This window comes from Arthrobacter gandavensis, assembly GCF_015355785.1.
GTDB lineage: Bacteria > Actinomycetota > Actinomycetes > Actinomycetales > Micrococcaceae > Arthrobacter_B > Arthrobacter_B gandavensis_A.
The window spans coordinates 837,849-862,509 of sequence record NZ_JADKYW010000005.1 but is presented as its reverse complement, the minus strand read 5'-3'; the positions used below and the strand labels follow the sequence as shown (position 1 = coordinate 862,509).

The 24,661-nt window shown below is 66.2% G+C and carries 22 protein-coding genes; 19 read left to right on the top strand and 3 right to left on the bottom strand.

The window, feature by feature from the left end:
- Nucleotides 1-5: 5 nt before the first annotated feature.
- From ITX31_RS09135 to ITX31_RS09100, 8 genes are all read left to right on the top strand, one after another.
- Nucleotides 6-1,694: a long-chain-fatty-acid--CoA ligase gene (locus ITX31_RS09135; RefSeq protein WP_194783079.1), complete on the top strand. Its 1,689-nt coding sequence runs from the start codon at nt 6-8 to the stop codon at nt 1,692-1,694.
- Nucleotides 1,695-2,016: 322 nt separating this feature from the next.
- Nucleotides 2,017-3,039: a PRC and DUF2382 domain-containing protein gene (locus ITX31_RS09130; RefSeq protein WP_194783078.1), complete on the top strand. Its 1,023-nt coding sequence runs from the start codon at nt 2,017-2,019 to the stop codon at nt 3,037-3,039.
- A gap of 208 nt (nt 3,040-3,247) precedes the next feature.
- Nucleotides 3,248-3,751 carry a DUF805 domain-containing protein gene (locus tag ITX31_RS09125; RefSeq protein WP_194783077.1) on the top strand — a complete coding sequence of 168 codons (504 nt, stop codon included), beginning with the start codon at nt 3,248-3,250 and terminating at the stop codon, nt 3,749-3,751.
- 82 nt (nt 3,752-3,833) lie between these two features.
- On the top strand, nt 3,834-7,310 hold the full coding sequence (locus tag ITX31_RS09120) for a bifunctional proline dehydrogenase/L-glutamate gamma-semialdehyde dehydrogenase (RefSeq protein WP_194783076.1): 3,477 nt from the start codon (nt 3,834-3,836) through the stop codon (nt 7,308-7,310).
- Nucleotides 7,311-7,312: 2 nt separating this feature from the next.
- The gene (locus ITX31_RS09115) at nt 7,313-8,122 is read left to right on the top strand and encodes an SDR family oxidoreductase (protein ID WP_323745627.1); all 810 of its coding nucleotides are present in this window, start codon (nt 7,313-7,315) and stop codon (nt 8,120-8,122) included.
- 282 nt (nt 8,123-8,404) lie between these two features.
- Nucleotides 8,405-8,671, top strand: a complete 267-nt coding sequence (locus ITX31_RS09110) for a hypothetical protein (protein ID WP_194783074.1) — start codon at nt 8,405-8,407, stop codon at nt 8,669-8,671.
- Between the two features lie 114 nt (nt 8,672-8,785).
- Nucleotides 8,786-9,832, top strand: coding sequence for an enoyl-CoA hydratase/isomerase family protein (locus ITX31_RS09105; protein WP_194783073.1), 1,047 nt, complete (start codon nt 8,786-8,788; stop codon nt 9,830-9,832).
- Between the two features lie 62 nt (nt 9,833-9,894).
- Entirely contained in the window at nt 9,895-10,650 is a 756-nt protein-coding gene (locus tag ITX31_RS09100) for an SDR family NAD(P)-dependent oxidoreductase (protein WP_194783072.1), read from the top strand.
- 44 nt (nt 10,651-10,694) lie between these two features.
- Here ITX31_RS09100 and ITX31_RS09095 read toward each other — a convergent pair whose 3' ends face one another.
- Nucleotides 10,695-10,934, bottom strand: a complete 240-nt coding sequence (locus ITX31_RS09095) for a hypothetical protein (RefSeq protein WP_194783071.1) — start codon at nt 10,932-10,934, stop codon at nt 10,695-10,697.
- Nucleotides 10,935-11,068: 134 nt separating this feature from the next.
- On the opposite strand from ITX31_RS09095, the gene ITX31_RS09090 reads away from it, so the two are divergent.
- Together ITX31_RS09090 and malQ are read left to right on the top strand one after the other, a co-directional pair.
- Nucleotides 11,069-11,398: a DUF6221 family protein gene (locus ITX31_RS09090; RefSeq protein WP_194783070.1), complete on the top strand. Its 330-nt coding sequence runs from the start codon at nt 11,069-11,071 to the stop codon at nt 11,396-11,398.
- A 97-nt stretch (nt 11,399-11,495) separates the two neighbouring features.
- Entirely contained in the window at nt 11,496-13,631 is a 2,136-nt protein-coding gene (malQ, locus tag ITX31_RS09085) for a 4-alpha-glucanotransferase (RefSeq protein WP_194783069.1), read from the top strand.
- Here the strand turns inward: malQ and ITX31_RS09080 are convergent.
- Nucleotides 13,628-14,128 carry a MarR family winged helix-turn-helix transcriptional regulator gene (locus ITX31_RS09080; RefSeq protein ID WP_194783068.1) on the bottom strand — a complete coding sequence of 167 codons (501 nt, stop codon included), beginning with the start codon at nt 14,126-14,128 and terminating at the stop codon, nt 13,628-13,630. The genes malQ and ITX31_RS09080 overlap by 4 nt on opposite strands.
- A gap of 91 nt (nt 14,129-14,219) precedes the next feature.
- On the opposite strand from ITX31_RS09080, the gene ITX31_RS09075 reads away from it, so the two are divergent.
- From ITX31_RS09075 to ITX31_RS09040, 8 genes are all read left to right on the top strand, one after another.
- A complete protein-coding gene (locus ITX31_RS09075; protein ID WP_194783067.1) occupies nt 14,220-15,146 on the top strand; it encodes an SDR family oxidoreductase in 927 nt (308 codons plus the stop codon).
- 16 nt (nt 15,147-15,162) lie between these two features.
- Entirely contained in the window at nt 15,163-15,618 is a 456-nt protein-coding gene (locus ITX31_RS09070; RefSeq protein WP_194783066.1) for a MaoC family dehydratase, read from the top strand.
- A gap of 116 nt (nt 15,619-15,734) precedes the next feature.
- The gene (locus ITX31_RS09065; RefSeq protein WP_194783065.1) at nt 15,735-16,751 is read left to right on the top strand and encodes an ABC transporter substrate-binding protein; all 1,017 of its coding nucleotides are present in this window, start codon (nt 15,735-15,737) and stop codon (nt 16,749-16,751) included.
- Nucleotides 16,752-16,845: 94 nt separating this feature from the next.
- A complete protein-coding gene (locus ITX31_RS09060; RefSeq protein WP_194783064.1) occupies nt 16,846-18,390 on the top strand; it encodes an acyl-CoA synthetase in 1,545 nt (514 codons plus the stop codon).
- A 55-nt stretch (nt 18,391-18,445) separates the two neighbouring features.
- Nucleotides 18,446-19,006 (top strand): RNA polymerase sigma factor, encoded by a 561-nt coding sequence (locus ITX31_RS09055; protein ID WP_194783063.1) that lies wholly within the window; start codon nt 18,446-18,448, stop codon nt 19,004-19,006.
- Nucleotides 19,006-19,782, top strand: coding sequence for a hypothetical protein (locus ITX31_RS09050; RefSeq protein WP_194783062.1), 777 nt, complete (start codon nt 19,006-19,008; stop codon nt 19,780-19,782). The genes ITX31_RS09055 and ITX31_RS09050 overlap by 1 nt, the downstream gene beginning before the upstream one ends.
- A 493-nt stretch (nt 19,783-20,275) precedes the next feature.
- Entirely contained in the window at nt 20,276-22,234 is a 1,959-nt protein-coding gene (locus ITX31_RS09045; protein WP_194783061.1) for an HNH endonuclease, read from the top strand.
- A 127-nt stretch (nt 22,235-22,361) separates the two neighbouring features.
- Nucleotides 22,362-22,880 (top strand): metallophosphoesterase family protein, encoded by a 519-nt coding sequence (locus ITX31_RS09040; protein ID WP_194783060.1) that lies wholly within the window; start codon nt 22,362-22,364, stop codon nt 22,878-22,880.
- Nucleotides 22,881-22,917: 37 nt separating this feature from the next.
- On the opposite strand, the gene ITX31_RS09035 is transcribed toward ITX31_RS09040, so the two are convergent.
- Nucleotides 22,918-23,733, bottom strand: coding sequence for a TIM barrel protein (locus tag ITX31_RS09035; protein WP_194783059.1), 816 nt, complete (start codon nt 23,731-23,733; stop codon nt 22,918-22,920).
- 114 nt (nt 23,734-23,847) lie between these two features.
- Here ITX31_RS09035 and ITX31_RS09030 point away from each other — a divergent pair, with 114 nt between their 5' ends.
- Complete coding sequence (locus ITX31_RS09030; RefSeq protein WP_194783058.1) at nt 23,848-24,606, top strand: IclR family transcriptional regulator; 759 nt, start codon at nt 23,848-23,850, stop codon at nt 24,604-24,606.
- The last annotated feature ends 55 nt before the right edge of the window (nt 24,607-24,661 follow it).

Genomic DNA, 24,661 nt, shown 5'->3' with positions numbered 1-24,661 from the left:
CGTCCATGACCGCTGCCCAGGAACCGCTGTGGGTAAAGCACTACCAGCCCGGCGTGCCGGCAGAAATCGAACTGCCCACCGAATCCCTGACCTCCATGGTCGAAGATGCGGTGGCTCGATTCGGGCCCAAGGTCGCACTGGAGTTCTTCGGTGCCGAAACCACCTACACGCAGCTGGGCGACCAAATCAGCCGTGCCGCTGAGGGGCTGCGCAGGCTGGGCGTGAAGAAGGGGCATCGGGTTGCCATCATCCTGCCCAACTGCCCGCAGTACCTCATCGCGTTCTACGCGGTGCTGCGCCTGGGCGGCGTCGTAGTGGGCCACAACCCCCTGTACACCGAGCGCGAGCTGCGCCACCAGTTCGAGAACCATGGCGCGCAGGTTGCCATTGTCTGGGACAAGGCAGTGGAGAAGGTCCAGGACTTCCCGGATGACCTGGCAGTGCCCAGCATTATCTCCGTGGACATCACCAAGGCCATGCCGCGGCTGAAGCGGATTGGCCTTCGCCTGCCGATCCCGTCGATCCGGCGCACCCGCGCCGGGCTCACCGTGAAGACCGAGAACACCATTCCCTGGGAAAAGCTGCTGGCCAACGATCCGGTCGACCCGCTGCACCCCAAGCCGTCGGTAAAGGACCTCGCCGCGCTCCAGTACACCTCCGGCACCACCGGAGTCCCCAAGGGCGTCATGCTCACGCATTACAACCTTCGCTCGAACGCGCTGCAGGGACAGGCCTGGATGCACGGCGCGAAGGAAGGCGAAGAAGTCATCTACGGCGTCCTGCCGATGTTCCATGCGTTCGGCCTGACCCTCTACCTGACGTTCGCCATGCTTACCGGCTCCCGCCTGGTGCTGTTCCCGAAGTTCGACGTTGACCTGGTCCTGGATGCTGCCAGGAAATCCAAGCCCACCGTCTTCTGCGCCGTGCCGCCGATCTACGAGAAGGTGGCAATCGAATCCAAGAAGCGCGGAATCGACATCTCCACCATCCGGTTCGCCATTTCCGGTGCCATGACCCTGTCCGCAAGGACCGTTGAGATCTGGGAAGAGGTCTCCGGCGGCCTGCTGGTTGAAGGCTACGGACTCACCGAATCCTCCCCGGTGGCCCTGGGCAACCCCTTCGCCCAGACCCGCCGCAACGGAACCATTGGCCTGCCCTTCCCCAGCACCCTCATGCGGGTTGCGGATCCGGAAGACCTGGGCCGTGACGTTCCGCAGGGCGAGCCCGGCGAGCTGCTGATCAGCGGCCCGCAGGTGTTCTCCGGTTACTGGAACAACCAGGCGGAAACCGCGGAGATCCTGACGGAAGACGGCTGGCTTCGCACCGGGGACATTGTCACGGTGGACGAGGACGGGTTTGTAAAGGTGGTGGACCGGCGCAAGGAACTCATCATCACGGGCGGTTTCAACGTCTCCCCGTCCGAGGTGGAAGAGGTGCTCCGCAGCAACCAGGGCGTCGCCGACGCTGCTGTGGTGGGTCTGCCCGGCGGTGCCGGCGGCGAAAAGGTAGTTGCCGCCGTCGTGATGCAGCCGGACACCGAGCTTGACGAGCAGGCGCTGCGCGCCTTCTGCCGGGAACGGCTCACCCCCTACAAGGTTCCGCGCCGCATCGTGGCAATCGAGGAACTGCCCAAGTCGATGCTGGGCAAAGTCCTGCGCAAGCAGGTCCGCGAGTCCCTGCAGGATTCGCTCTAGCCTCCACTTTGCACGCGTTCACCGTTTTCCATGCCGGAGGCCTGTCTAGCTTCCGTGCGGCTCCTCCGCACAGCTTTCCGGCTCAGGCCGGTTTCCTATTGACGCGCCTGAAAGCAGGCAGTGGAATAATAAGCAGGCTTGGCAATTCAGGCCCGGTCGAAGAATGGCCAGAGGAACCGGAACCGGTGCGGCCGCAGGCGGGTATCCGTCCGGCACGGTGATCGGGGAGCTGCAGGCGGAAGCTGCCTCGATGGAAAGCCGGCTCGGGAATCGTGATCGCTGTGCCGGACCCGGTGCAGATTCGCTGCCGAAGGAGAAAACGATGATCAGCAACGAGCAAGTCGAAGGACTCATGGCCGCTTCGGGAAACGTTCTTGGTCCCAACGGCGACAAGATCGGATCAGTAGGAACGTTCTACCTCGATGACCAGACCAACGAACCGGCCTGGGTCACGGTAAACACCGGCCTGTTCGGGACGAGCGAGACCTTCATTCCGCTCAGTGAGGCCAGCGTCGAAGGCATTGATGTGCTCGTGCCCTACTCCAAGGATGAGGTGAAGAACGCCCCGCAGATCCACAGTGACGGCTCCATCAGCGCCGAGGAGGAAGTCACGCTCTACCGCTATTACGGCTTCACCTACGACGACGGCACCTCCGACGGGGACATGCGCAACGCGGAGTCCGGCACTGACACCCTCACCGAGACCGCGACCGAGACTGAGGCTGTTGCCGGCACGGACCGGGAACGGAGCGGCCTGGGTGGCGACTCCCGGTCCGGTTCCGGCATGGACTCCGGAACCGATACCGGGCACTCGGGTACCGCCGGACTTTCGGATTCCTCCAGCTCCGGGATCGACGACGCCATGACACGTTCGGAAGAGCAGCTGGACGTGGGGACCGAACGCCGTGAAACCGGCAAGGCCCGGCTGCGCAAATACACCGTGACGGAAACCGTAAGCACCGAGGTGCCGGTCAGTCATGAGGAAGTGGTGATCGAGCGGGAGCCAATTACGGATGCCAACCGTGATGCCGCCATGCGTGGCCCCGAAATGCGTGAGGACGAATACGAAGTCACGCTGCATGCCGAGGAGCCGGTGGTCCACAAGCACACCGAACCGGTAGAGCGCGTACGGCTGGACACCGAAACGGTCACCGGAGAAGAAAACGTGTCCGAGGAAGTCCGCAGGGAGAGGATCGAGAGCGAGGTGGAGGATGCCTCCGGCCGCTCCAGGTCCGCGGGAACCGAAGGCCATACCGGTCCCGGCCACCATTCCTCAGGTTCCGGCCACGAATCCGGCCACGACGATTCGGGCTCCGGCGCCGGCGGCCCGGGGAGCTCGCGCTGACCCTCCCGGGAACAGCTCAAGGCATGACCAGCACGACCAGCACGATCAGAACTTCCAACGGAACCCCGCCGCCCGCCCGGGCCGGCGGGGTTCCGTTATGTGGTCGGGGGAGCCGCTTGCCGCCTCTTTGCCGCAGGTGGGCTATTATCCCTTCGGTTGCCTAAATGCTAAGCAGCCTTCACTTATCTTCCACAGGGGGAACTCGAACATGTCACAGCACTCTGCACCCAATCCGTATGCTCCGGCCCAGCCCGGCGCGGCGGACCTGTCCCAGCCGCTCTACGGTGCCGGCATCGGTGATGCCGTCAAGCGGTTCTTCAAGAAGTACGCCACGTTCTCCGGCCGCGCGAGCCGCAGCGAATACTGGTGGTGGACGCTGGTGAACGCGATCGTTCTCACTGTGCTGGGCATTTGGACCATTACTGCCGCTGTTGGCAGCGTGAACACGGTGACCGGAGAGCTCGAAGGAACGAGTTTCATGTTCCCCTATGCGCTGATCGGACTCTGGGGTCTGGCCACCCTGGTGCCGGGCATCGCCCTGACCGTGCGGCGCCTGCATGACGGCGGCTTTACCGGCTGGCTGTTCCTCCTGGCCCTGGTGCCGGGCCTGGGCGTACTGGCCCTCCTGGTTCTGGCGCTGATGCCGAGCAAGCCGGAAGGCGCCCGCTACGACGCCGGCGCTCCGCAGTACGGAGCGTACCCGCAGGCCTAGTTTCTGGCGCGCAGCGGAACATAACCGCAGGTGAAACGGGTAGCCCCTTCCCGTGAGGAGGAAAGACTCCAATACTGGGAGGATGACCCACACCACATCGCCACACCCCGGCAATGATGCCCGTTACGGCTCCGAGCCAGAATCTGCCCACCTCGCAGAAGAATCGATCCAGCTGGTCCGGACCTGGCTCGCAGAGGCGTCCACTCTCGAAGTGGACGCCTCTGCCGCGCAGCTGGCCGGAATCCTCAAAGACCCCGGCGGCCTTGCCTTCACCGTCGGCTTCGTTGACGGGGTGATCCGCCCCGAAGACCTGCAGGTCGCGGCCCGCAACCTCGCCAAGCTCGCTCCCCAGGTTCCGGACTTCCTGCCGTGGTACCTGAAAACCGCCGTACGTACCGGCGGAGTGCTGGGCCCGGCCGTTCCCTCGCTGGTGGTGCCCGCAGCCCGCCGGGCGCTGCGCAGGATGGTCGGCCACCTGATCATCGACGCTTCCGAGGACCGCCTAGGCCAGTCCATTGCCCGCCTGCGCCGTGACGGCGTGCGGCTGAACATGAACCTGCTCGGCGAAGCAGTGCTGGGACGGCGGGAAGCTGAACGCCGGCTGGAAGGTACCCGCCGGCTGCTGGAACGCCGCGACGTGGACTACGTCAGCATCAAGGTCTCCTCCACCGTGGCGCCGCACGCTCCCTGGGCCTTTGATGAGGCCGTGGCGGACGTCGCGGAAACCCTCGCCCCGCTGTACCGGCTCGCAGCCGAATCGCCCCGCACCAAGTTCATCAACCTGGACATGGAGGAGTACAAGGACCTTGAGCTGACCATGGCGGTCTTCATGGAACTGCTCTCCCGTCCGGAGTTCCACAACCTCGAAGCCGGCCTGGTCCTGCAGGCCTACCTGCCGGACGCGCTGGCAGCCATGCAGCAGCTCCAGGACTTCGCCGCCGCCCGCCGCGCCGCCGGCGGTGCCCCCGTCAAGGTCCGGCTGGTCAAGGGTGCCAACCTCCCCATGGAACAGGTGGAGGCTTCCCTGCACGGATGGCCGCTGGCCACCTGGGGGTCGAAGCTCGAAACGGACACCAACTACAAGCGCGTTTTGGAATACTCCCTGCACCCGGAGCGAATCCGCAACGTCCGCATCGGCGTCGCCGGCCACAACCTCTTCGACATCGCGTACGCCTGGCTGCTCGCCGGCGCCCGCGGAGTCCGGGACGGCATCGACGTCGAAATGCTGCTCGGCATGGCAGCCGCACAGGCAGAAGTGGTCCGGAAGGAAGTCGGTTCACTGCTGCTCTACACCCCGGTGGTGCACCCGCAGGAGTTCGACGTCGCCATCGCCTACCTGGTGCGGCGGCTGGAAGAAGGCGCCAGCGGTGAAAACTTCATGTCCGCCGTCTTTGATCTGGCGAGCGAAGAATCGCTATTCGAACGCGAAAAGCAGCGCTTCCTCGACTCGCTGGCTGCCGTGGACAGCAGCGTTCCGGCTCCCCGCCGCCAGCAGGACCGAACCCGGGTTCCCGAGCCCGGGCCGGACGACTTCGCGAACTCCCCTGACACGGATCCTTCCCTGCCTGCCAACCGCGGGTGGGGACGGGACATCCTGTCACGGGTACCCGGATCGGACTCTGGCCGTAAGCTCGTCGCTGAGTCGCGGGTGGAGACCGAAGATCAACTCGACGAACTCCTGAACGGTGCGGTGACCGCCCAGGAAAACTGGGCAGCCCTCGGCGGAACCGGACGGGCAGAGATCCTGCACCGGGCCGGGGACATCCTGGAAGCCAGGCGCGCCCGGCTGCTGGAAGTCATGGCAGCCGAAGCGGGCAAGACCCTGGACCAGGGTGATCCCGAGGTGTCCGAGGCTATCGACTTCGCCCGCTACTACGCTGAGCGGGCCCGTGAACTGGACACCGTCGACGGCGCGCGGTTCCATCCAGCCCGCCTCACGCTCGTCACGCCGCCGTGGAACTTCCCGGTGGCAATTCCGGCCGGTTCCACGCTGGCGGCTTTGGCGGCCGGGTCATCCGTGGTCCTCAAGCCGGCCGGCCCGGCAGCACGGTGCGGGGCGGTACTGGCGGAAGCGCTGTGGGAAGCCGGCGTACCCAGGGACGTGCTGCGCTTCGTGCAGCTGGGCGAGTCCGAGCTGGGCCGTGAACTCATTTCCCATCCGGCAGTGGACCGGGTCATCCTGACGGGCGCCTACGAAACGGCAGAACTGTTCCGCTCCTTCCGCCCCGACCTTGAGCTGCTGGCCGAGACGTCGGGCAAGAACGCCATTGTGGTGACCCCCAGCGCGGACTTCGACCTCGCCGCCCGGGACGTGGCGGCGTCGGCGTTCGGTCACGCCGGGCAGAAGTGTTCGGCAGCCTCACTGGTGATCCTGGTGGGATCCGTGGCAGAGTCCCGCCGCTTCCACCACCAGCTGCTGGACGCGGTGCAGTCCTTGGTTGTGGGACAGCCGGAGGACCCCCGGACACAAATGGGACCCGTCATTGAACCAGCCGCCGGCAAACTGCTGCGCGGACTCACCGAGCTGGGCCCGGGGGAGACCTGGGTCCTCCAGCCCCAAAAGCTCGACGCCGATGGCCGGCTTTGGTCCCCGGGGATCCGTGCCGGAGTGCAGCCGGGCTCGGAGTTCCACCTCACCGAGTACTTCGGCCCGGTACTGGGCGTTCTGCGGGCAGACACGCTTCAGGATGCCGTTCGGCTCCAGAACCAGGTGGACTACGGCCTCACCGCCGGGCTGCACTCGCTGGACCCGGAGGAGATCCGCTGGTGGACCGGCGCCGTTGAAGCGGGCAACCTCTACGTGAACCGGGGAATCACAGGCGCAATTGTCCGCAGGCAGCCCTTCGGCGGATGGAAGAAGTCATCAGTGGGAGCCGGAACCAAGGCCGGCGGCCCCAACTACCTGCTGGGGCTGGGCAGCTGGAGCGCCGCGCCCTCCACGGCTGACGCGGAGCCGGGGGACAAGGTCCGCGCCCTGCTGGACCAGGCCGACGGCGCATCGGTGCTCTCCAGCGCGGACCTCGCGTTCCTGCACCGGGCAGCGGCTTCCGACGCCGCAGTCTGGGCGGCCGAATTCGGCCAGGTTCGAGACGTCTCCGGGCTGAGCGCGGAACGGAACCTCTTCCGCTACCTCCCGGTCTCCGTCCACGTCCGGCTGGCAGAATCCGAACCGCTGCCGTCCGTGCTGCGCGTCCTCTCTGCGGCGCTGCTGGCCGAAGCCGCTGTGACGGTATCGGTCCCGGAAGCGCTGGCTCCTGGCATCACGGCTGTCCTGGCGGCTTTCTCCTGTTCCGTCACCGTTGAAAACGACGCCGAATGGCTGTCCCGGATGGCGGCAGCGGACACCCGGCCGTCCCGGATCCGCCTGCTGGGCGGAGACCGCAGCGCGCTGGCGGGGGCTTTGGGAGGACGGCCGGACTGTGCTGTTTACGCGCAGCCGGTCACTGAGTCGGGGAGGATTGAACTGTTGCCGTTCCTGCACGAACAGGCAATCAGCATTACGGCCCACCGCTTCGGTACCCCGAGCCCCATCGCCGACACCGAACCCGGAAGGCCGTGATGGTGGACAACCCCCTCCCGCTCGCGGGGCGGACCGCCGTCGTCACCGGGGTGAGCCGCCGCCAGGGCATTGGCTATGCCGTGGCGTCGCGGCTCGCCCGCATGGGAGCGAGCCTCTTCACCGCCCACTACCAACCGCATGACCTGGACCAGCCGTGGGGCGGGGACTCCCTCGACGCAGTTGCCGAGGGGCTGCGCAGGCAGCTTGCCCCGGATGCCGTCCTGGTGCACCGAAGCATCGACCTGGCCGAACCTGAGGGGGCTTCGGAGCTGATCGGCGCGGCAGCCGCGGGACTGGGTCACCTGGACATCCTGGTCTGCAACCACGCGCGCAGCGGCGGGGACGGGCCGCTGGCGGAGATTACTCCGGAAAAGCTCGACGCCCACTGGCAGGTCAATGCCCGCTCCACGCTGCTCGCCACCCGCGGGTTCGCGGCGCAGCATGACGGCCGGCCTGGAGGCAGGGTCATCTGGATGACTTCCGGGCAGATCGGCCGCGGGGTCATGGATTCGGAAATTGCCTATGCGACATCCAAGGCAGCTCTGGCGGGCATCACTCCGTCCGTGGCGGCGGACCTGGCCCGCCGGGGAATCCTCCTAAACACCGTGAACCCCGGCCCGGTCAATACGGGGTACCTCACTGCGGAGACGGCTGACCGTCCGCCGGAGGTCCTCGCTGACGTGCTGAACCATTTCCCGGCGGGCAGGTTCGGCGAACCGGATGATCCGGCACGGCTCATCGCCTGGCTTGCCAGCGACGAGGGCCGGTGGATGGTGGGCCAGGTCCTGAGCAGCGACGGCGGATTCAGGTAATTCCCGCAGTTTTTGGCCTCTCCCTTTGCAACGCCCCCCGGGCTTGTTAGGGTCCTGCCATGGACATGCTCATTTTCGAGTAGCGGACTGCGCCCGCCGGGAACTGCCGGCCTCTTCTAAGCGGCGCGAACCGCTCAACGCAGACCCACACAAAAACCGCTGGCCTCGGCTTGGCGCGTCCTTCCGTCTGCAGCTCGAAATCCCGCCGGTGGCGTTGAGCCCCCGCGTGCCCGGAAGGGCTCACCCTGGCCCAGCCAAGCCAGAGATGAAATGGAGCGACCCATGACCGAACCGACATCCAACCCGTCACAGAACCGGCTCGAAGCAGCCAGTCTGCTCAACGAGCCCTCGGCTGGAGCCGAGACGCAGCTGCAGGTCAACATTGCCCCCGCAGCTGCCCGACGTCTCAGCGAGGAGAACCTGCAGCGGCTTGCGGCAGCCCGGGAGCAGGAAGCCAACCTGCCCGGCTGGCAAAGCCTGGGCAAGGGCGGCAAGCCCAGCCACGCCCATGGCCGCCAAGGCCGCCGCGAACGCAAGGTCCGCTGGTAGGAGAGCGGCACATCCAACAATCCACAGCTGCGCCGGCCGCGGGCAAGATCGCCTGCAGCCGGCGCAGCTGGCTTGGGCTGGGATGGATGGGAAAAACTTGGGATGCTAGCGGGCATGAATTCCTCGCCTGCTTCCGCACCGGTCGGAACCTCCCCGCATGCCACCGACGAACTCCAGGCCTGGACCTCCGGGACCCTGGGAACCATCCGGCTAAACCGCCCGCGGACGCTGAACGCCATGACCCTGGACATGGTCCGGGCGATGGACCGGGTCCTGCAGGACTGGGAAACGGACAGCGCAGTGCAGGCAGTGGTGCTTTACGGTGCCGGTGAACGGGGGCTGTGCGCGGGCGGGGATATTCGGGCCATCGCCTCGGGAACCGATGCTGAGGCCATGGAGTTCTGGACGGCCGAATACGCCCTCAACGCACGAGTGGCAGCCTTCCCCAAGCCGTATGTGGCCGTAATGGACGGTGTTGTCATGGGCGGAGGCGTCGGAGTCTCCGGACACGCCGGCATCCGGATCGCCACGGAGCGGACTACAGCCGCAATGCCGGAGGTGCGCATCGGCTTCAGCCCGGACTGCGCCGGGTCCCTGCTGCTGTCCGGGGCGCCCGGCGAACTCGGCACCCACCTTGCGCTGACGGCCGGTTCCATGACCGGTGCCGACGCCGTGCTCTGCGGCTTTGCGGACTTCTATGTCCCCTCCGGCTCGCTTGCCGATCTGCTGGCCGTGCTTGAAACCGCGGGCAGCGGTGCCCGGGACGCGGTGGCCGCGTTCGCCGTCGAGCCTCCGGCCGCACCGCTGGCTTCGGAGCGGAACTGGATCGACGAGTGCTACGCAGGAGTGGATGTTCCTGCCATCCTCCGGAACCTGCAGCGGCACCCGGCGCCGGCCGCGCAGGAGGCAGTCCGGGCCATCCGCGCGATGGCGCCTTTTTCGCTGTGCGTTGCCCTTGCCGCGCTCCGTGCAGCCGCGCGTGAACCAGACCTCGCCCTGACCCTGCAGCGGGACCTGGTGATGGCAGAGCGGATGATCGGACGCCCCGACTTCCGCGAGGGTGTCCGCGCCCGCCTGCTGGAGAGGAATGAGCCAAAGTGGAATCCTGCCCGGCTTGACGCCGTCGATCCCCGGGACGTGGCCTGGACTCTGGCCCTCTGATCCGTCCGGTGCCAGAATGAGGCGCACTGCGTCCCCCATTCCCTTCAGGCAAGGACACCGGCATGCTCCTCAACGGCAGGAATGCGGTCATCTACGGCGGCGGCGGATCGATCGGCGGTGCCGCTGCACGGGCATTTGCCCGCGAGGGTGCACGGGTATTCCTGGCAGGCAGGAACGCGGCACCCCTGCAGGAGGTCGCCGCGGAAATTCGGACGGCGGGAGGTCTGGCGGAAATCGCCGTGCTGGACGCACTGAACCAGGAAGCGGTTAATGCCCACGCTGATGATGTCGCTTCGACGGCGGGGAGCCTGGACATCTCACTGAACGTGATCCAGCACGGCGATGTGCAGGGCACTCCCATGGCAGCCATGTATGTGGAGGACTACCTGCGGCCGGTTTCCACCGCGGTGCAGGCTACGTTCATCACGGCGCAGGCGGCTGCCCGGCACATGATGGAACAGGGGTCGGGAGTGATCCTGGCCTTCGGGGGCTCGGGAACCGAGGATCCGGGACAGTACCTTGGCGGCCTGGTCGCGGCCTTGGAAGCCATCGAATCGATGCGCCGCCAGCTGGCCATTGAGCTGGGCCCGTTTGGTATTCGGGTGGTGACGCTGCGGTCCGGCGGTGTCCCGGAATCGCTCCCCGCCGCTATGGAGGGGCGGGAAGAGATTGCCGGAATCATTGCCCAGGCCACGCTCCTGAACCGTGCGGCCACGCTCGAGGATGTTGGGAACGCAGCGGTTTTCGCTGCCTCGGACATGGCGGCGAGCATCACCGGGGCCACCATCAATATCAGCGCCGGAGCGATGCTTGACTGAGCTCGATATCCGGCTAAGCCGGGCCGCCCGGCAAGCGGAGGTGCTTAGCGCCGGGTGCGCCAAATGGTGAAGTCCTCGGTGCTCACGGCCGTGTGCATCCCGGTTTCCTCGTCATTGAGCCACAGGGTTGCGAGTCCGGGCGCTGTGTCACGGACCTCGCCGCGGTAGTAGACCTCGTCGCCGCTGCGGGCTTCGACGTAGTCTCCGCGGTGGACCGAACTGACGTTGCGGACGCGGCGGGCAGGGGCATTGGAACGGGATGGGGACGCGCAGGCTGAGGGCAAACTTAACTCCTGGATAGTTGGCAAGGGTCTCTATGAGGGGGCCTAGTTATGTCAATCAATCAACTGCGCGGAAATATTCCCGGAACGCCCGCGGACCCCTGACGCAGAGGATGCCCGGCGCGTAAAGTCTGGGCATGGACATCGTGGATTTCCTGCTGACGCGCTTTCACGAAGACGCCGCGGAGTCACGCAAGCTGCTGGGCGGCTCCGGGATTTCGCTCTCTGACCGCTGGTATGAAGAGCGCCTGCTGCGCGAATGCGAGGCCAAGCTGATGCTGATTGACATCATTGGCGGCGCCCGGCGCAACGCGCTTTCCCGCATGCTGCAGGATGCGGAGGCGGACAGCCGCAGCTACGCGGACGAACTGGAATGGACCACGCTGGCGCTTGCGGCGCTGGCTGCTCCCTATGCGGAACACGTGGACTACCAGGACGTCTGGCGGCTCGTCGAAAAGCGGCCCTGACGTCCAGCGCCGCGGTGCTTTGGCGGCACAGACCGTCCCTCCGCTGTCTTTGGGCTGCCTTTGCGCCTAGATTGGCACGCATGACTGTGGAGACCCCATGACGGAATACGACGACGGCGCCGCACCAGCAAGGGAGCTGCTGGAGCAGCTGGCAGAGGCGAAGAGCGTTGCAACAACGTTCACCGGCTGGGACGGCGGGGTCCAGCAGGTCTCGGACGCTTCCCTGATCAGCGTCCTGGCCGCTCGGGGGGCGCCCGCAGGAACCCGGGAGCAGGCTGAGTTATCCCTGGAGGAAGCGGCACTGGCGCCCTGGCGGCGTACGCTGCCGCCCGCGGTGGTCGTGCGCCGGCAGCAGCCGCTGCCGATTACCGTCCACCTGCCCCGCGGTGCCGAGGCTCAGGCCTGGATCACAACGGAGGACGGCAGCTCCGTACCGCTGCATTCCCTGCCAGCGGCGGGGCAGGCCGTCGAAACGGCGATCGTTGACGGCGTCGAGCTGGAAGCCAGGCAGCTGCAGCTTCCCCCTGGCCTGCCGCTGGGATGGCATGCGCTGCATGTTTCCTTCCCGGGGCGGGAAGCACAGTCCGTCCTGGCCGTCACCCCTGACCGGCTGCCTGCTCCGAAAACGGGAGGCCGGGCGTGGGGCATGATGGCCCAGCTGTACTCCGTGCGGTCCGAACGGTCCTGGGGAATCGGGGACCTTTCCGACCTCGCCGACCTGTCCGCCGTGTCCGGCACTGCCGGTGCTGCCTTCATGCTCATCAACCCGCTCCACGCTGCCGAACCGATGCCTCCGGTGGAGGACTCTCCCTACCTTCCGGCCACTCGCCGTTTCTTCCACCCGCTCTACATCCGGGTGGAAGCCATCGAGGAGTATGCCTATCTTCCCGGTGTGGAGCGCGCCGGGATCGAGGCTCTGGCGGCGGCCCAGCAGGCAGTGGCCCGCGATGCCCGGCTGCTGGACCGCAACTCGTCTTACGCCGCCAAGCTGCAGGCCCTTCGGCGGATTTACCAGGTGCCGCGGAGTCCCGCGCGGGTGCAGCAGTTCGAGGCCTTCGTCCGCGAGGCAGGCCAGGGCCTGGACAGCTTTGCCCTGTGGTGTGCCCTGGCGTCCTATCCACCGGAAGCACCCGAATGGCAGGAAGGGCCGCACGGCGCCGTGGCGGCCGGCAAAGCGGCGGAGCTCGCGGACGAAACCATGTTCTACAAATGGCTGCAGTGGATCTGCGACGAGCAGCTCGAGTCTGCCCAGCGGGCCGCCCTCAGTGCGGGCATGGACATCGGAATCGTGCACGACCTCGCTGTGGGAGTCCATCCCGGCGGTGCCGATGCGTGGACACTGCGGGATGTGATGGCGCCGGAAGTCTCAGTGGGCGCACCTCCGGACATGTTCAACCAGATTGGCCAGGACTGGAGCCAGCCGCCCTGGGATCCGGACCGGCTCGCGGCAAGCGGGTACGGGGCGTACCGTGACATGCTGCGCACCATCCTGCGCCATGCCGGGGGTGTGCGGGTGGACCACATCCTGGGCCTGTTCCGCCTCTGGTGGATTCCTCGGGGCGAGGAGCCCGGCAAGGGCGCCTATGTTTACTACGACCATGAGGCGCTGGTGGGAATCCTCGTCCTCGAAGCGCACCGGGCCGGCGCCGTCGTTATTGGCGAGGACCTGGGGGTCTTCGAACCCTGGGTCCAGGGCTACCTGGCGGAACGGGGCGTGCTGGGCACGTCGATCCTGTGGTTCGAGCAGACCGGGAAAGGGCCGCGGGACCCTGCGGAGTACCGGCCGGGAGCGCTGGCAACGATTGGCACGCACGACCTGCCGCCAGCAGCCGGATACCTGGCCGGTGAACACGTTACGCTGAGGGATTCGCTGGGGCTGCTGAACCGGCCGGTGGAGGAAGAACGGGAACTGGACGCTGCTGCGACCCGGAGCATCCTCGACCTGGCACGCAGGCACGGACTGCTGGGACCGAACCCCACCGAGCAGGAGACGGTGGAGGCGCTGCACCGGCTCATCGCGTTGAGCCCCTCCGCCCTGGTGGGGGTGGGACTGGTGGACGCCGTAGGTGAGCGCCGGACGCAAAACCAGCCGGGCACCGCACGTGAATACCCGAACTGGTGCGTTCCGCTGGCCGGCCCGGACGGCCGCCCGGTGCTGGTTGAAGACCTGGCTGCCAACCCGCGGTTTGTTTCCCTCACGCGCGTGATGAACGGCGCGCTGGGAAAGGGCTAGGCCTGGTCCGCGAAAGCTACCCGGCGCAGCAGGTCACGCAGCTGGTTCCGCTCGGCGGGGGAGAGCGCTCCAAGTGAGGCATCCCCCGCCCCCTGGACCACGGCGGCCGCCTGGGCATACAGGCGCTTGCCCGCCGCCGTCGGGGCGATGATGTTGGACCGGCGGTCCCGGGGATCGGCCTTCCGCTTCACGGCCCCGCGCTTCTCAAGCTGATCCACCAGCGCAACGATCTGGCTGGGATCCAGGAACAGGAACTCCGCCAGCTCCCGCTGGGAGGGGTTCAGTCCGCTGCAGGCCAGGGACAGGACCGAATAGGAGCGGACCTTCAGATCCAGCGCCGCCAGGTCCTCGTTGGCGCGCCGTGACCCCACCGAGCGTGCACGTGCGGCAAGGAATTCCGTCTCGTTGGCCAGTTCGGATGCATACAGGCGCTCGATTCCGGCTTCGGCCGACGGGGGTGCTGCAGTGTGCGCAGTTTGATTGGCCGTCTCAGTCATGAGTCAAGAGTACGCCTCGTTTCAACTGTTGACTTTCTCAACTATTTCGGTTGTCATGGTGTGAGGCAGGACACAATCAAGAGGAGTTCGAATGTCCCTTCAGGGCAAAGTTGCGATCGTTACCGGCAGTGGACGGGGGCTGGGCCTGGCCTACGCCCGCGAGCTGGCACGCCAGGGTGCGGCAGTGGTGGTCAACGACGTCGACGCCGCCGTCGCTGAGGAAGCCGCCGCCACCATTACAGCCGACGGCGGCCGCGCCGTGGCCGTAGTTGCCCCGGTAGGTTCCACCGAAACCGCCAAGGCGCTGGTGAACGCTGCCGTGGAAAACTTCGGCGGCCTGGACATCCTGGTCACCAACGCCGGCGTGCTGCGGGATAAGTCCCTGCTGAAGATGACGGATGAGGACTTTGACCTGGTGATCAACGTGCACCTGCGCGGAACGTTCACCTGCGTGCGGGAAGCCTACGCCTACTTCAAGGAAAACAACGTCCAGGGCCGGATCATCGCCATTGGATCCCCCACCGGCCAGCGCGGCAACTTCGGGCAGACCAACTACGCAGCCGCCAAGGCCGGAATTGTTGGCATGGTGCGGACCTGGGCCATGGAAATGAAGAAGGCCGGCGTCACCGCCAACGCCGTCATTCCCGTGGCGGCAACCGCCATGACCAAGACCGTCCCGTACTTCGCCGCCGCCGTCGAAGCGGACGAGCGGGGCGAGGCCATGCCTGACTTCTTCCGCAAGACGCTCGGCTTCGGCACCGCTGAAGACGTGGCCGGCCTGATCGCGTTCCTGGCCTCCGAAGAGGCAGCCGGCATCACCGGCCAGGCAATCGGTGTGGGCGGTGACCGCCTGCAGCTCTGGTCCCACCCGGAAGCAGTTGAAACCGAATACCGCGACGGCGGCTGGAGCTACGAGGAACTCGCCGGAGGTTTCCCCTTCGCCGAACGGCAGCAGAGCGTGGGCGAGAAGTTCCCGCCGCTGCCCGCCGAGCTCCAGCCCGAGACCGCCACCAACTAGACGCTAGGAAAAACACATGAGTGCCACTGTTGTCACCTTCGAAGAACTGCCCTCCCTGGTGGGCAAGGACCTCGGCTATACCGACTACATCGAGATCACGCAGAACCAGATCAATACCTTTGCCGACGCCACTGATGACCACCAGTGGATCCACACCGATCCGGAGAAGGCGAAGGACGGTCCCTTCGGCGCACCGATTGCCCACGGCTTCCTGACCCTGTCACTGATCATTCCGCTGTGGAGTTCGCTCTTTGACGTCGAAGGCGTGAAGACCAAGGTCAACTACGGACTGGACCGGGTCCGGTTCACCAATCCCGTGAAGGTGGGTTCCAAGGTCCGCCTCCACTCGGTAATCTCCGAGGTCACCGAGGTTAAGGGCGGCGTGCAGATCAAAACGTCCAACACCATCGAGATCGACGGCGAAGACCGTCCCGCCGTCGTCGCAGAGTTCCTGGCACGGTTCTACGCCTGACCTGCCAGCCGCACTCCCGGCCCCGTCCGCGGTTCGGGCAGCACCAACGCACCACCAGCACCACCTCCAGCAGTATCACCCCACCAGCAGTTCTCCCCTCAAGGAAGAGGAAAGTCATGAGGCACTTCATAACCCGGCGGGCTGCCAAGGCCCTTGCGCTCGGCGCAGTCGCCACCCTGGCACTGGCGGGCTGCGGCGGCGGCAGTCTGTCAGGCAGCGATTCAAGCTCCTCCCCGTCCGCGTCCGGCTCCGCTGCGGCGGGCGGCGAGCTTGAAAAGATCGTCGTTGGCGTCATCGGCATCGCGCCGTCGGCCGCCATGCAGTACGGCGTGGACCAAGGAATCTTCGAAGAGCACGGACTGGACGTTGAACTCCAGACCGGCCAGGGCGGCGCGGCCATGCTTCCCGCGGTCTCCACTGGAGACATGAACTTCGCCGTCGGCAACCCGCTGACCGTCATGGTGGCCAAGGACAAGGGCCTGGACATGAAGATTGTCACCGGGTACTCCAACTCCTATGCCGAAGGCGAAGACATCAACGGTGTTGTGGCCCGGGCCGACTCCGGCATCACCAGCTTCGCCGATCTGGAGGGCAAGACCGCCAGCGTCAACGCGGTGAACACCCAGGGCGACCTGACCATCATGGAAGCGGCATCCCTTGCCGGTGCTGATCCCACGCAGATCAAGTTCTCCGAGATGCCCTTCCCGGACATGGAAGCCCAGCTGGACCTCGGCAACACGGACGCCATCTGGATTCCGGAGCCGTTCCTCAGCAAAGCACTGTCCAACCCGGACAACGTCCTGGTGGGCTACTCCAACCAGGAAGCCGTCCCGGGCATGCCCACCATGGTGACCTTCACGTCCGGCAACTATGCCTCCTCCAGCCCCGAAACGGTGGAGAAGTTCAAGACCGCCATGGAAGACCTCCTGGAACAGGCAGAAGCCAACATTGACGACGTCAAGGCGGTCCTCCCGGCCTTCATGAACATGCCTGCCGAGGTCGCAGCCAACCTCAAGATGGAGCAGTACGACGCCGAGCTGCGCACCGAACAGCTCAATGACATGGGCGAACTGATGCTCAAGTACAAGTTCGTCGAGAACGCCCCGGACCTGGAAGCAATGACCATCCAGTAACGAGCCGTGCCGGGGTCCGCCTGCACCTCCTCAGGCGGACTCCGGCACACCCGCTCGCCAACACCACCCGGCACGGATGAAGGACGTTTGAGCAATGCAGAACCAGGGCCTTGGGTCATGGATCCACCGCCAGCGGATCAAATCAGGTTCCAGGACCGCACTGGTCTTCCGTGACCAGGCAACGAGTTACGCGGAGCTGGACGAGAGGATCAACCGCCTGGCCGCAGCACTGCGTGCCGCCGGGGTCGAACACGGAACCCGCGTGGCGTTCCTGGGCGACAACCACCCGTCGTTTCTTGAGACGTTCTTTGCTGCCGGTTCACTTGGCGCGGTTTTCGTTCCGCTGAACACCCGGCTGGCTCCGCCCGAGATCCAGTTTGCGCTCCAGGACTCCGGCAGCACCGTACTCGTGAACACCCTGGCCCTGGACGAACTGGCGGTCCGCGGTTCCCGGGGCACCGGCGTCGGGCTCCGTCTCCTGGTGGACGACGGCACCGGTGCCGTCCGCGCCGATGACGCCGACGGCCGGGTCCAGCCTTACGAGGCAGCCTTCGCGGCGCCGTCCGGGTTCGCCGATGCTCCGGTCTCGCTCGAGGACGCCGCGATCATCCTGTACACCTCCGGTACCACCGGCCAGCCCAAGGGCGCACTGCTCAGCCACGAAAACCTCGCCTGGAACTGCTTCAACGTCCTGGTCGACTACGACGTGGCGGAGAACGACATTGCGCTCATGATTTCCCCGTTGTTCCACGTCGCCTCCCTGGACATGGGGGTGCTGCCGAACCTGCTCAAAGGCGCCACCGTAATACTGGAAACCAGGTTCGAGCCGGGACGGACCCTGGAACTGATCGAGAAGTACCGGGCCACCTACATCAGCGGTGTCCCCACGACCTATCAGCTGCTGTGCGAGCACCCTGACTGGGACAAGCGGGACATCAGCTCGCTCCGCAAGCTCACCTGCGGCGGGTCAGCCGTGCCGCTGCGCGTAATCGACGCGTATGAGGAGCGCGGCCTCAGCTTCTCCGGCGGCTACGGCATGACCGAAACGGCACCCGGCGCCACCGCCCTGCCACCGGCGTTCTCGCGGGAGAAAGCCGGCTCCGCCGGCGCTCCGCACTTCTTCACCTCCGTCCGTGTGGCCCGGCTGGACGGCAGCGACGCCGACCCCGGCGAAGTGGGCGAGGTGCAGATCAGCGGACCGAATGTCATCAAGTCCTACTGGAACCGGCCGGACGCCACTGAAGCTGCCTTTGTGGACGGGCACTGGTTCCGCTCCGGGGACATGGGCTATTTCGACGCCGACGGTTTCCTCTTCATCTCCGACCGGCTCAAGGACATGATCATTTCCGGCGGCGAAAACATTTACCCCGCCGAAGTGGAACAAATCATCAGCGAACTGGATGCAGTGAGCGGCGTCGCCGTCATTGGCGTGGCGGACGAGAAATGGGGCGAGGTGCCGAAGGCGCTGATAACGCTGCGGGACGGGTTCACCCTTGAGCCTGCCGAGGTTGCCGCTCATCTGGACGGGCGCCTGGCACGCTACAAGATCCCCAAGACCGTTGAGATTGTGGCTGACTTCCCGCGTACTGCCAGCGGCAAGATCCGCAAGGCTGACCTGAAGCGGCAGTACGCCGGCTAGGAACTTTCGCGTGCCGGTGTGAAACACTCGGGCGCATGGCGGACAGGTACGGGGCATGACCCAGTTCCCAGGTGAGCCGGACCGCGAGGCGCGCTTCAGGGCGCTCTATGCCGCCGTGTACCCGGACCTGCTGAGGTTCGTGCAGCGGCGCACGGGCTCCGGCCATGCCGAAGACCTCGTAGCTGAAACCTTCCTGGTGGTGTGGCGCAGGATCGAGGACCTACCGGCGGAGGACGCAGACCGGCGTGCCTGGATCTTCGGCATTGGCCGAAACATCATGCTCAACGGCCGACGCGGAGAGCAGCGCCGAGACGCGCTTGGCATCCGACTCAGCGAAACTGCTTCAGTCCCGGTGTCGTCGGCTGAGATTGATCTCGTGGAACAGCAGATGGATGTTGCCCGCGCCTGGCGGCAGCTTACCGAGGTCCACCAGGAAGCCCTGGGGCTGGCTGTCTTCGAGGACCTTCCAGGACCGCAGGCGGCAGCAGTCCTGGGCATTTCCCCGGTCGCCTACCGGATCCGGCTCACACGCGCCCGCCGGGCGCTGCGGCTGCTGCTGGACCACCTTCCCGTTGCCGCCGCGGTGCGGGTACCTGCTGGCGAGAGGAAACCGTAATGCTGCGGGATGAAGAAACAGATGTGCTGCTGAAGTCACTGGATGCGGCTGCGCCGCGTGGTGCAGTCTCGGAGCGAAGCGACCGGGACCTTGAACGGATACTGGCTGACGACGCCGGTGTGGAGCTACATCCCATACCGAGCCGGACGCGCTGGAACCGCCGTCTTGTATTGGCCGGTGCCGCGGCGGCGGCTGCCGTAGCGATCCTTGCTGTTCCGGTACTTGGCGGCGGTGATCCGGCCTATGCAAGCTGGACACGGACAGCATCGAAGCTGAGCCCGGTGGCCAGCGAAAAGGCCGGGAATGCCTGCCGCGGGTGGGACCGGCGGGGCGAGTCCTTAGGAGCAAGTGTGGCAATTGCCGAGCGCCGGGGCGAGTGGACCACAGTGGTGCTTTCCGGCCCTGGCGGCTTCTCCTCCATGTGCGTCACGGAGGGGTCCCTCTTCGGCAGTTCCCTCGGGTACTCAGGCAAGACTCCCGGCGGAGCTGAGCCGGCTGCGCGTGGGTTGTTGCCTACCGCCATGGGTATGGGATCCACTTCAGCAGGTGAGCTGTCCATGGTGGTGGGTGCCGCGGGATCCGAGGTCAGTGCTGTCTCCTATGCCAGCGAAACCCAGGGCGACGTGAGCGGCAGTGTTGCCAACGGGTACTTTGTGCTGTGGTTTCCCGGTGATGAGCTCAAGGACTATCCCGAGACAGGTGTCCTTCTGCAGGTCAGCTATGCCGACGGAACCCGGGGCCAGGTCCGGGTTTCCCTGGATTGGGCCAATCAGTAGGTTGAGCCGCCATATCTTTGGGATGGGGATGAGGTGTGTCGCGATCGCTGTGCCAGTAATTCGCTGTACCAGTGCCCAGTTCGGTGCCAGCATCCAAAAGTCGAGTAAATAGCCCGTAATTGGCGGTCCTGAAAAGGGCTGATTTTGGTCCCGGAATGTCAGTGGCAGCTGAAAGTCTAGGGGTATGAACCGTTCCTCGGACGTCCCCTTTTCCCGGTCAGCTGACCGGGAACAACCGGGTGCGTCCGGTGGTGTTCCCGGCGGTGGCGCGGGTGCGTCCGGCGGTGTTCCCGGCGGTGGCGCGGGTACGGAGTCCCATCTCCGGCAGGGACCCCGGCCAGGTTCACGACAGACAGAGCAGGGCAGGGCGCCACGGCGCGGCAAGGAACATGCACCGGGCGCCGGGCAGGGCAGCCAGTCCGGTCAGTCCGGGAGCTCCGACTCTCAGTCCCCGCCCCGTCCCGGTACCGGAGTCCCGGCTTCGTCCGGAGCCGTGTTCCACGCTGATCCAGCACAGGCTGAGACTACCGTTCCCGGGTCCCTGCCTGAAGGATTCACCGGGCAGCTATCCCTCCGCGGCCCGGAGACCCTCGGGTATGACGAAACCGTGTCCGCCCTGCAGCGCGTGGGCATGCTCATCTCCTGGGCCCAGGCTCAGCAGGCCCGTGTCGCTGCCCGGCTGGAAGTGCTCTTCGTCAGGGACATTGCCGAGGCCTCCGGCGGGCGGGAAGAACCCGCCCTGGCCATGAGCCTGGCTGCTGCTGAAGCCTCCACCGCGCTGAACATTCCGCACATGAGCGCGATGCAGCTCATCAGCGAATCCACCCGCCTATGCTCTGAGTCGCCGGAGACTCTCACCCGGTTGTCCGAGGGCAGGATCGCTCTGCAGCACGCGCGCATCATTCTGGACGAAACCCATAACCTGCCCGCCGATCTCCTCGAGGAACCAGTCCCCGGTGATGGTTCCGGCGGCACAGGTCCAGAGCGCACCGGCCCACCGGCTGATGGGGACTCAGGCCAGCTGGACCTCGGCCTGAACACCCCGGATGCGCAGGACAGCGCAAACGGGCCCGGCACGCAGGACCCACCCGGTGCGCCGGACGGAACCGAACCCGCAGACGAACCCGGAACCGAACCCGGAAGTGACGCGTCCGGTGCCGATCGCGGGTCCGGTGCCGTGCTCACCGTGCGGGGCGCGTTCGAACGCGACCTGCTTGCTGCGGCGGAGGACAGGACCGCTGCCGGGTTCGGACGCCGTGCCCGCAGGCTGCGTGAAACCCGTTTTCCTGACCTGATTCCTGTCCGGCACCGGCAGGCCAAGGACAAACGACGTGTGAGCTTCCAGCCCCTGCCCGATGGCATGTCCTGCCTCAGCGCCATCATCGCCGCCGAGAAAGGACAAGCCATGTTCGCTGCCCTGACCGGTGCAGCGAAAGCCGGCAAACGCGCCGGGGATCCCCGCACCATGGACCAGCTCCGCGCGGACACCCTCACCGACCTGCTCCTCGAAGCTCCACCGGAAGCCCAGGCCGCGACTCCCGATGACAGAGCCTCCGCCTCTCCTTCCGCCACCGAAGGCAGGGAAGCCGGCGAAGACGCCCAAGACAGCGAAGCCACCCAGGGTCCAAGGGACGTTCCCGGCCACGGATCCGGAGTGGCCCAGGCGGGTGCTGGAACCGGTGGGAATTCGGCAGGTCCAGTTGGGCAGCCCCGCCGTGCCGAGCGGCACCGGAACCAAAATCAGAACCGGAACCGGAACCAGAACCGCTCCGGGGTGCGTACCGAGGTCATGGTCCTGATCAACGCGGACACCCTGGCCGGACTAAACGAAAACCCGGCAGAACTCAACGGCTACGGACCCATCAGCGCCGACACCGCACGCACCATGATCCTCAACGCCCTGCACTGGACACCCCTGCACTGGACACCCCTGCTCCAGAACCCCGCCACCGGTGAAATCCTCACCGTCGGACGAACACGACGTATCCCGGCCGGACTCAAACGCTGGCTCCAGGCACGGGACGGAACCTGCCGGTTCCCCGGCTGCTCCGTGAATGTCACGCATGCGGAGATCGACCACACCACCCCGTACTCACGCGGGGGTCCCACGGACCACGCGAACCTGGAACACCTCTGTCCCAAACACCGGTTCAAAACCCTGGGCCACTGGAAGGCACGCCAGCCAGAACCTGGAACCATCGAATGGAACTCGCCCACCGGCCGCACCTACACAACCGACCCGGCAGTGGACTGCGTCCCGGGCGACCTCACCTCGAATTCGCTGCGAGACAACAACAAACAGCCCGACATTGAGCGCAGGAGGTATCCGTATCCGCCCAAGGGTGATGCCCGCTTCGGAGACTTCGCGCCAGCATCCAGCACCCGCCGAACGGGCAGCCGGAGCGACAACCGAGGAATGAATGGAATCGAAGATGATCCACCGCCGTTCTAGCGCAGGGTCCAGCGGAGCATGAAGCCCGGCTCCAGCTTTGAGACATGAAGCAAACTTCACGGGCCCGATACCCTAGGTTCCGGGTTCCGGAAGGCGCCCTGCCGGGAATACCGAAAGGGGAACGGGAATGACAACCAGGGCGCTGCTGATCGCAGACACCCATGTGCCAAAGCGGGCCAAGGCCCTGCCGGCACAGATATGGGATGAAGTGGAAGCCGCAGACCTGGTCATTCATGCCGGTGACTGGGTGAGCGAGGACCTCCTGGATGAGCTGCAGGAACGCTCACACACACTGCTGGCCTGCTGGGGGAACAATGACGGGCCCGGACTCCGCGCCAGGCTGCCGGAGGTAGGCACCGCAGTCGTCGGCGGGGTGCGGATCGCCGTCGTGCATGAAACCGACGCGGCAAAAGGTCGAGAAGCACGTATGCAGGATGCTTACCAAGACAAGGATCTCCTCGTCTTCGGACACAGCCACATTCCCTGGGACACCATAACGCCAAGCGGACTGCGGCTGCTGAACCCGGGATCGCCCACAGACCGGCGCCGCCAGCCGTACTGCACGTACATGGTGGCCCGCATCGACAACGGAACGGTCGACGTCGAACTCCACCAGCTGCCGCTGCGCACGTCCCGCACCCGATAGCTCCCCACGGAGCCGGCGGAAACCTCCGCGCCGGCGTTTACTCCGCGGCAGCCCGGTACGGCTCAAGCCAGGTGAAGGCTTCCGCGCTGGAGCTGAGGTATTCGAGGCTGATTAATCCCCGGTAGCCTGCGGCAAGAGCAGACGCCGTCCACCGTTCCAGAGGCAGGCTGCCGGTTCCGGGGGCACCGCGTCCCGGAGCGTCGGCCAGCTGGATGTGCCCGAACGACGCCGCGTGCCCGGCGATGAGGGCCGGTACGTCCTCGCCGTTGACGGCCAGGTGGTAGAAATCCGCCAGCAGGGCAATGTTCTGCTGTCCGGCGGCGTGCACCCGTTCGAGGACGGCGAAGCAGTCGGCTGCGGTCCGGAGGGGGTAGCCGGAGAGCCCGCTGAGCGGTTCAAGCAGGACCGTCCCGCCCAGGGATGCGACGGCGTCGGCGGCCGCCGCCAGGTTCTCCACCGCGCACTCCGCCTGGACCGCCGGCGCGGTGTCAGCCTCCGGCAACCCATACAACGCGTTGAACCCGCGGCACCCCGTCCGCTCGGCGATGCCGGCGGCGGTCTCCAGGCTGGAACGGAACGCCGCACTGCGGGACGAAGAGGACAGTACTCCGCGCTCCCCGGCGGACATGTTCCCGGCGTAGAAGTTAAGCCCCGTGAGCCGGACGCCGGCATCGGAGATTGACGTCAGGAAGGCATCCACCTCCCGGTCCCCGGGAACCGGCGACTCGAAGGGCCACCAGAATTCGACGGCGTCGAACCCCGCCGCTGCCGCTGCCGCCGGGCGCTCCAGCAGAGGAAGATCCGCGAGCATCATTGAACAGTTCACGGTCAGGTCCCCGAAGGGTTCAGCCATGGCAGTACCTCCTCCGCGACTTTCGTACAACGGATAATATTGTTTGCGATACGGAATGAGAATCCAGCGCTGCACTGTTCGCCTCGGTGAACCGTACCGGAAGGAGCTGCCGATATGGCTGAGCGAACCAGTGGCTCGGGAGTGCAGTCGGTGGAGCGGGTCTTCGAGCTGCTGGAACTCATCACGGACGCCGGCGGTTCAGCGGCGCTCAGCGAGCTCGCGGCAACCGCGGATCTGCCGCTGCCCACCATCCACCGACTCCTGCGCACTCTGGTGGGCCTGGGCTACGTCCGGCAGCTGCCGAACCGGCGCTACGCCCTGGGGCCCCGGCTCATCCGGCTCGGTGAAGGGGCCACCGCGCAGCTGGGCGCCCTAGCCCAGCCGGTGCTCAAGAAGCTCGTCGACCAGCTGGGTGAAACAGCCAATATGGCGGTCCTGGATTCGGACCAGGTGCTGTACATCGCCCAGGCGCCGTCCAGGCACTCCATGCGCACGTTCACCGAGGTGGGCAGGCGCGCCCATACCCATGCCACCGGCGTCGGAAAGGCGGTCCTGGCGCATCTCCCGATTGATCAGGTGCGCCGCATCGTGGCCCGCACCGGCCTGCCGGCAGCCACGGAAGCCAGCATCACCGGCATAGATGAGCTGCTGGCAGACCTCGAACAGATTCGTCAGCGCGGCTGGTCTGTAGATGAGCAGGAGCAGGAGCTGGGTGTGCGCTGCTTCGCCGTCGCCGTGCCCGGTGCGCCCAGCCCCACCGCCATCTCGGTTTCCGGGCCGGTCTCCCGGGTGGATGAAGCCTTTGGGCAGCGGGCAGTTCCGTTCCTCCAGGCCGCTGCACGGGAAATCGCGGAAGACCTCCGGCACCACTGAGCAGGACCCGAAAACAGAAGGGCCGGAAACCGTTCGCGGTTTCCGGCCCTTCTGT

What these genes read in the sequence shown, in the direction of transcription:
- ITX31_RS09135 (WP_194783079.1), top strand. Translation starts at nt 6, where the DNA reads ATGACCGCTGCCCAGGAACCGCTGTGGGTAAAGCACTACCAGCCCGGC.
- ITX31_RS09130 (WP_194783078.1), top strand. Translation starts at nt 2,017, where the DNA reads ATGATCAGCAACGAGCAAGTCGAAGGACTCATGGCCGCTTCGGGAAAC.
- ITX31_RS09125 (WP_194783077.1), top strand. Translation starts at nt 3,248, where the DNA reads ATGTCACAGCACTCTGCACCCAATCCGTATGCTCCGGCCCAGCCCGGC.
- ITX31_RS09120 (WP_194783076.1), top strand. Translation starts at nt 3,834, where the DNA reads ATGACCCACACCACATCGCCACACCCCGGCAATGATGCCCGTTACGGC.
- ITX31_RS09110 (WP_194783074.1), top strand. Translation starts at nt 8,405, where the DNA reads ATGACCGAACCGACATCCAACCCGTCACAGAACCGGCTCGAAGCAGCC.
- ITX31_RS09105 (WP_194783073.1), top strand. Translation starts at nt 8,786, where the DNA reads ATGAATTCCTCGCCTGCTTCCGCACCGGTCGGAACCTCCCCGCATGCC.
- ITX31_RS09100 (WP_194783072.1), top strand. Translation starts at nt 9,895, where the DNA reads ATGCTCCTCAACGGCAGGAATGCGGTCATCTACGGCGGCGGCGGATCG.
- ITX31_RS09090 (WP_194783070.1), top strand. Translation starts at nt 11,069, where the DNA reads ATGGACATCGTGGATTTCCTGCTGACGCGCTTTCACGAAGACGCCGCG.
- malQ (WP_194783069.1), top strand. Translation starts at nt 11,496, where the DNA reads ATGACGGAATACGACGACGGCGCCGCACCAGCAAGGGAGCTGCTGGAG.
- ITX31_RS09080 (WP_194783068.1), bottom strand. Translation starts at nt 14,128, where the DNA reads ATGACTGAGACGGCCAATCAAACTGCGCACACTGCAGCACCCCCGTCG.
- ITX31_RS09075 (WP_194783067.1), top strand. Translation starts at nt 14,220, where the DNA reads ATGTCCCTTCAGGGCAAAGTTGCGATCGTTACCGGCAGTGGACGGGGG.
- ITX31_RS09070 (WP_194783066.1), top strand. Translation starts at nt 15,163, where the DNA reads ATGAGTGCCACTGTTGTCACCTTCGAAGAACTGCCCTCCCTGGTGGGC.
- ITX31_RS09065 (WP_194783065.1), top strand. Translation starts at nt 15,735, where the DNA reads ATGAGGCACTTCATAACCCGGCGGGCTGCCAAGGCCCTTGCGCTCGGC.
- ITX31_RS09060 (WP_194783064.1), top strand. Translation starts at nt 16,846, where the DNA reads ATGCAGAACCAGGGCCTTGGGTCATGGATCCACCGCCAGCGGATCAAA.
- ITX31_RS09055 (WP_194783063.1), top strand. Translation starts at nt 18,446, where the DNA reads ATGACCCAGTTCCCAGGTGAGCCGGACCGCGAGGCGCGCTTCAGGGCG.
- ITX31_RS09050 (WP_194783062.1), top strand. Translation starts at nt 19,006, where the DNA reads ATGCTGCGGGATGAAGAAACAGATGTGCTGCTGAAGTCACTGGATGCG.
- ITX31_RS09040 (WP_194783060.1), top strand. Translation starts at nt 22,362, where the DNA reads ATGACAACCAGGGCGCTGCTGATCGCAGACACCCATGTGCCAAAGCGG.
- ITX31_RS09035 (WP_194783059.1), bottom strand. Translation starts at nt 23,733, where the DNA reads ATGGCTGAACCCTTCGGGGACCTGACCGTGAACTGTTCAATGATGCTC.
- ITX31_RS09030 (WP_194783058.1), top strand. Translation starts at nt 23,848, where the DNA reads ATGGCTGAGCGAACCAGTGGCTCGGGAGTGCAGTCGGTGGAGCGGGTC.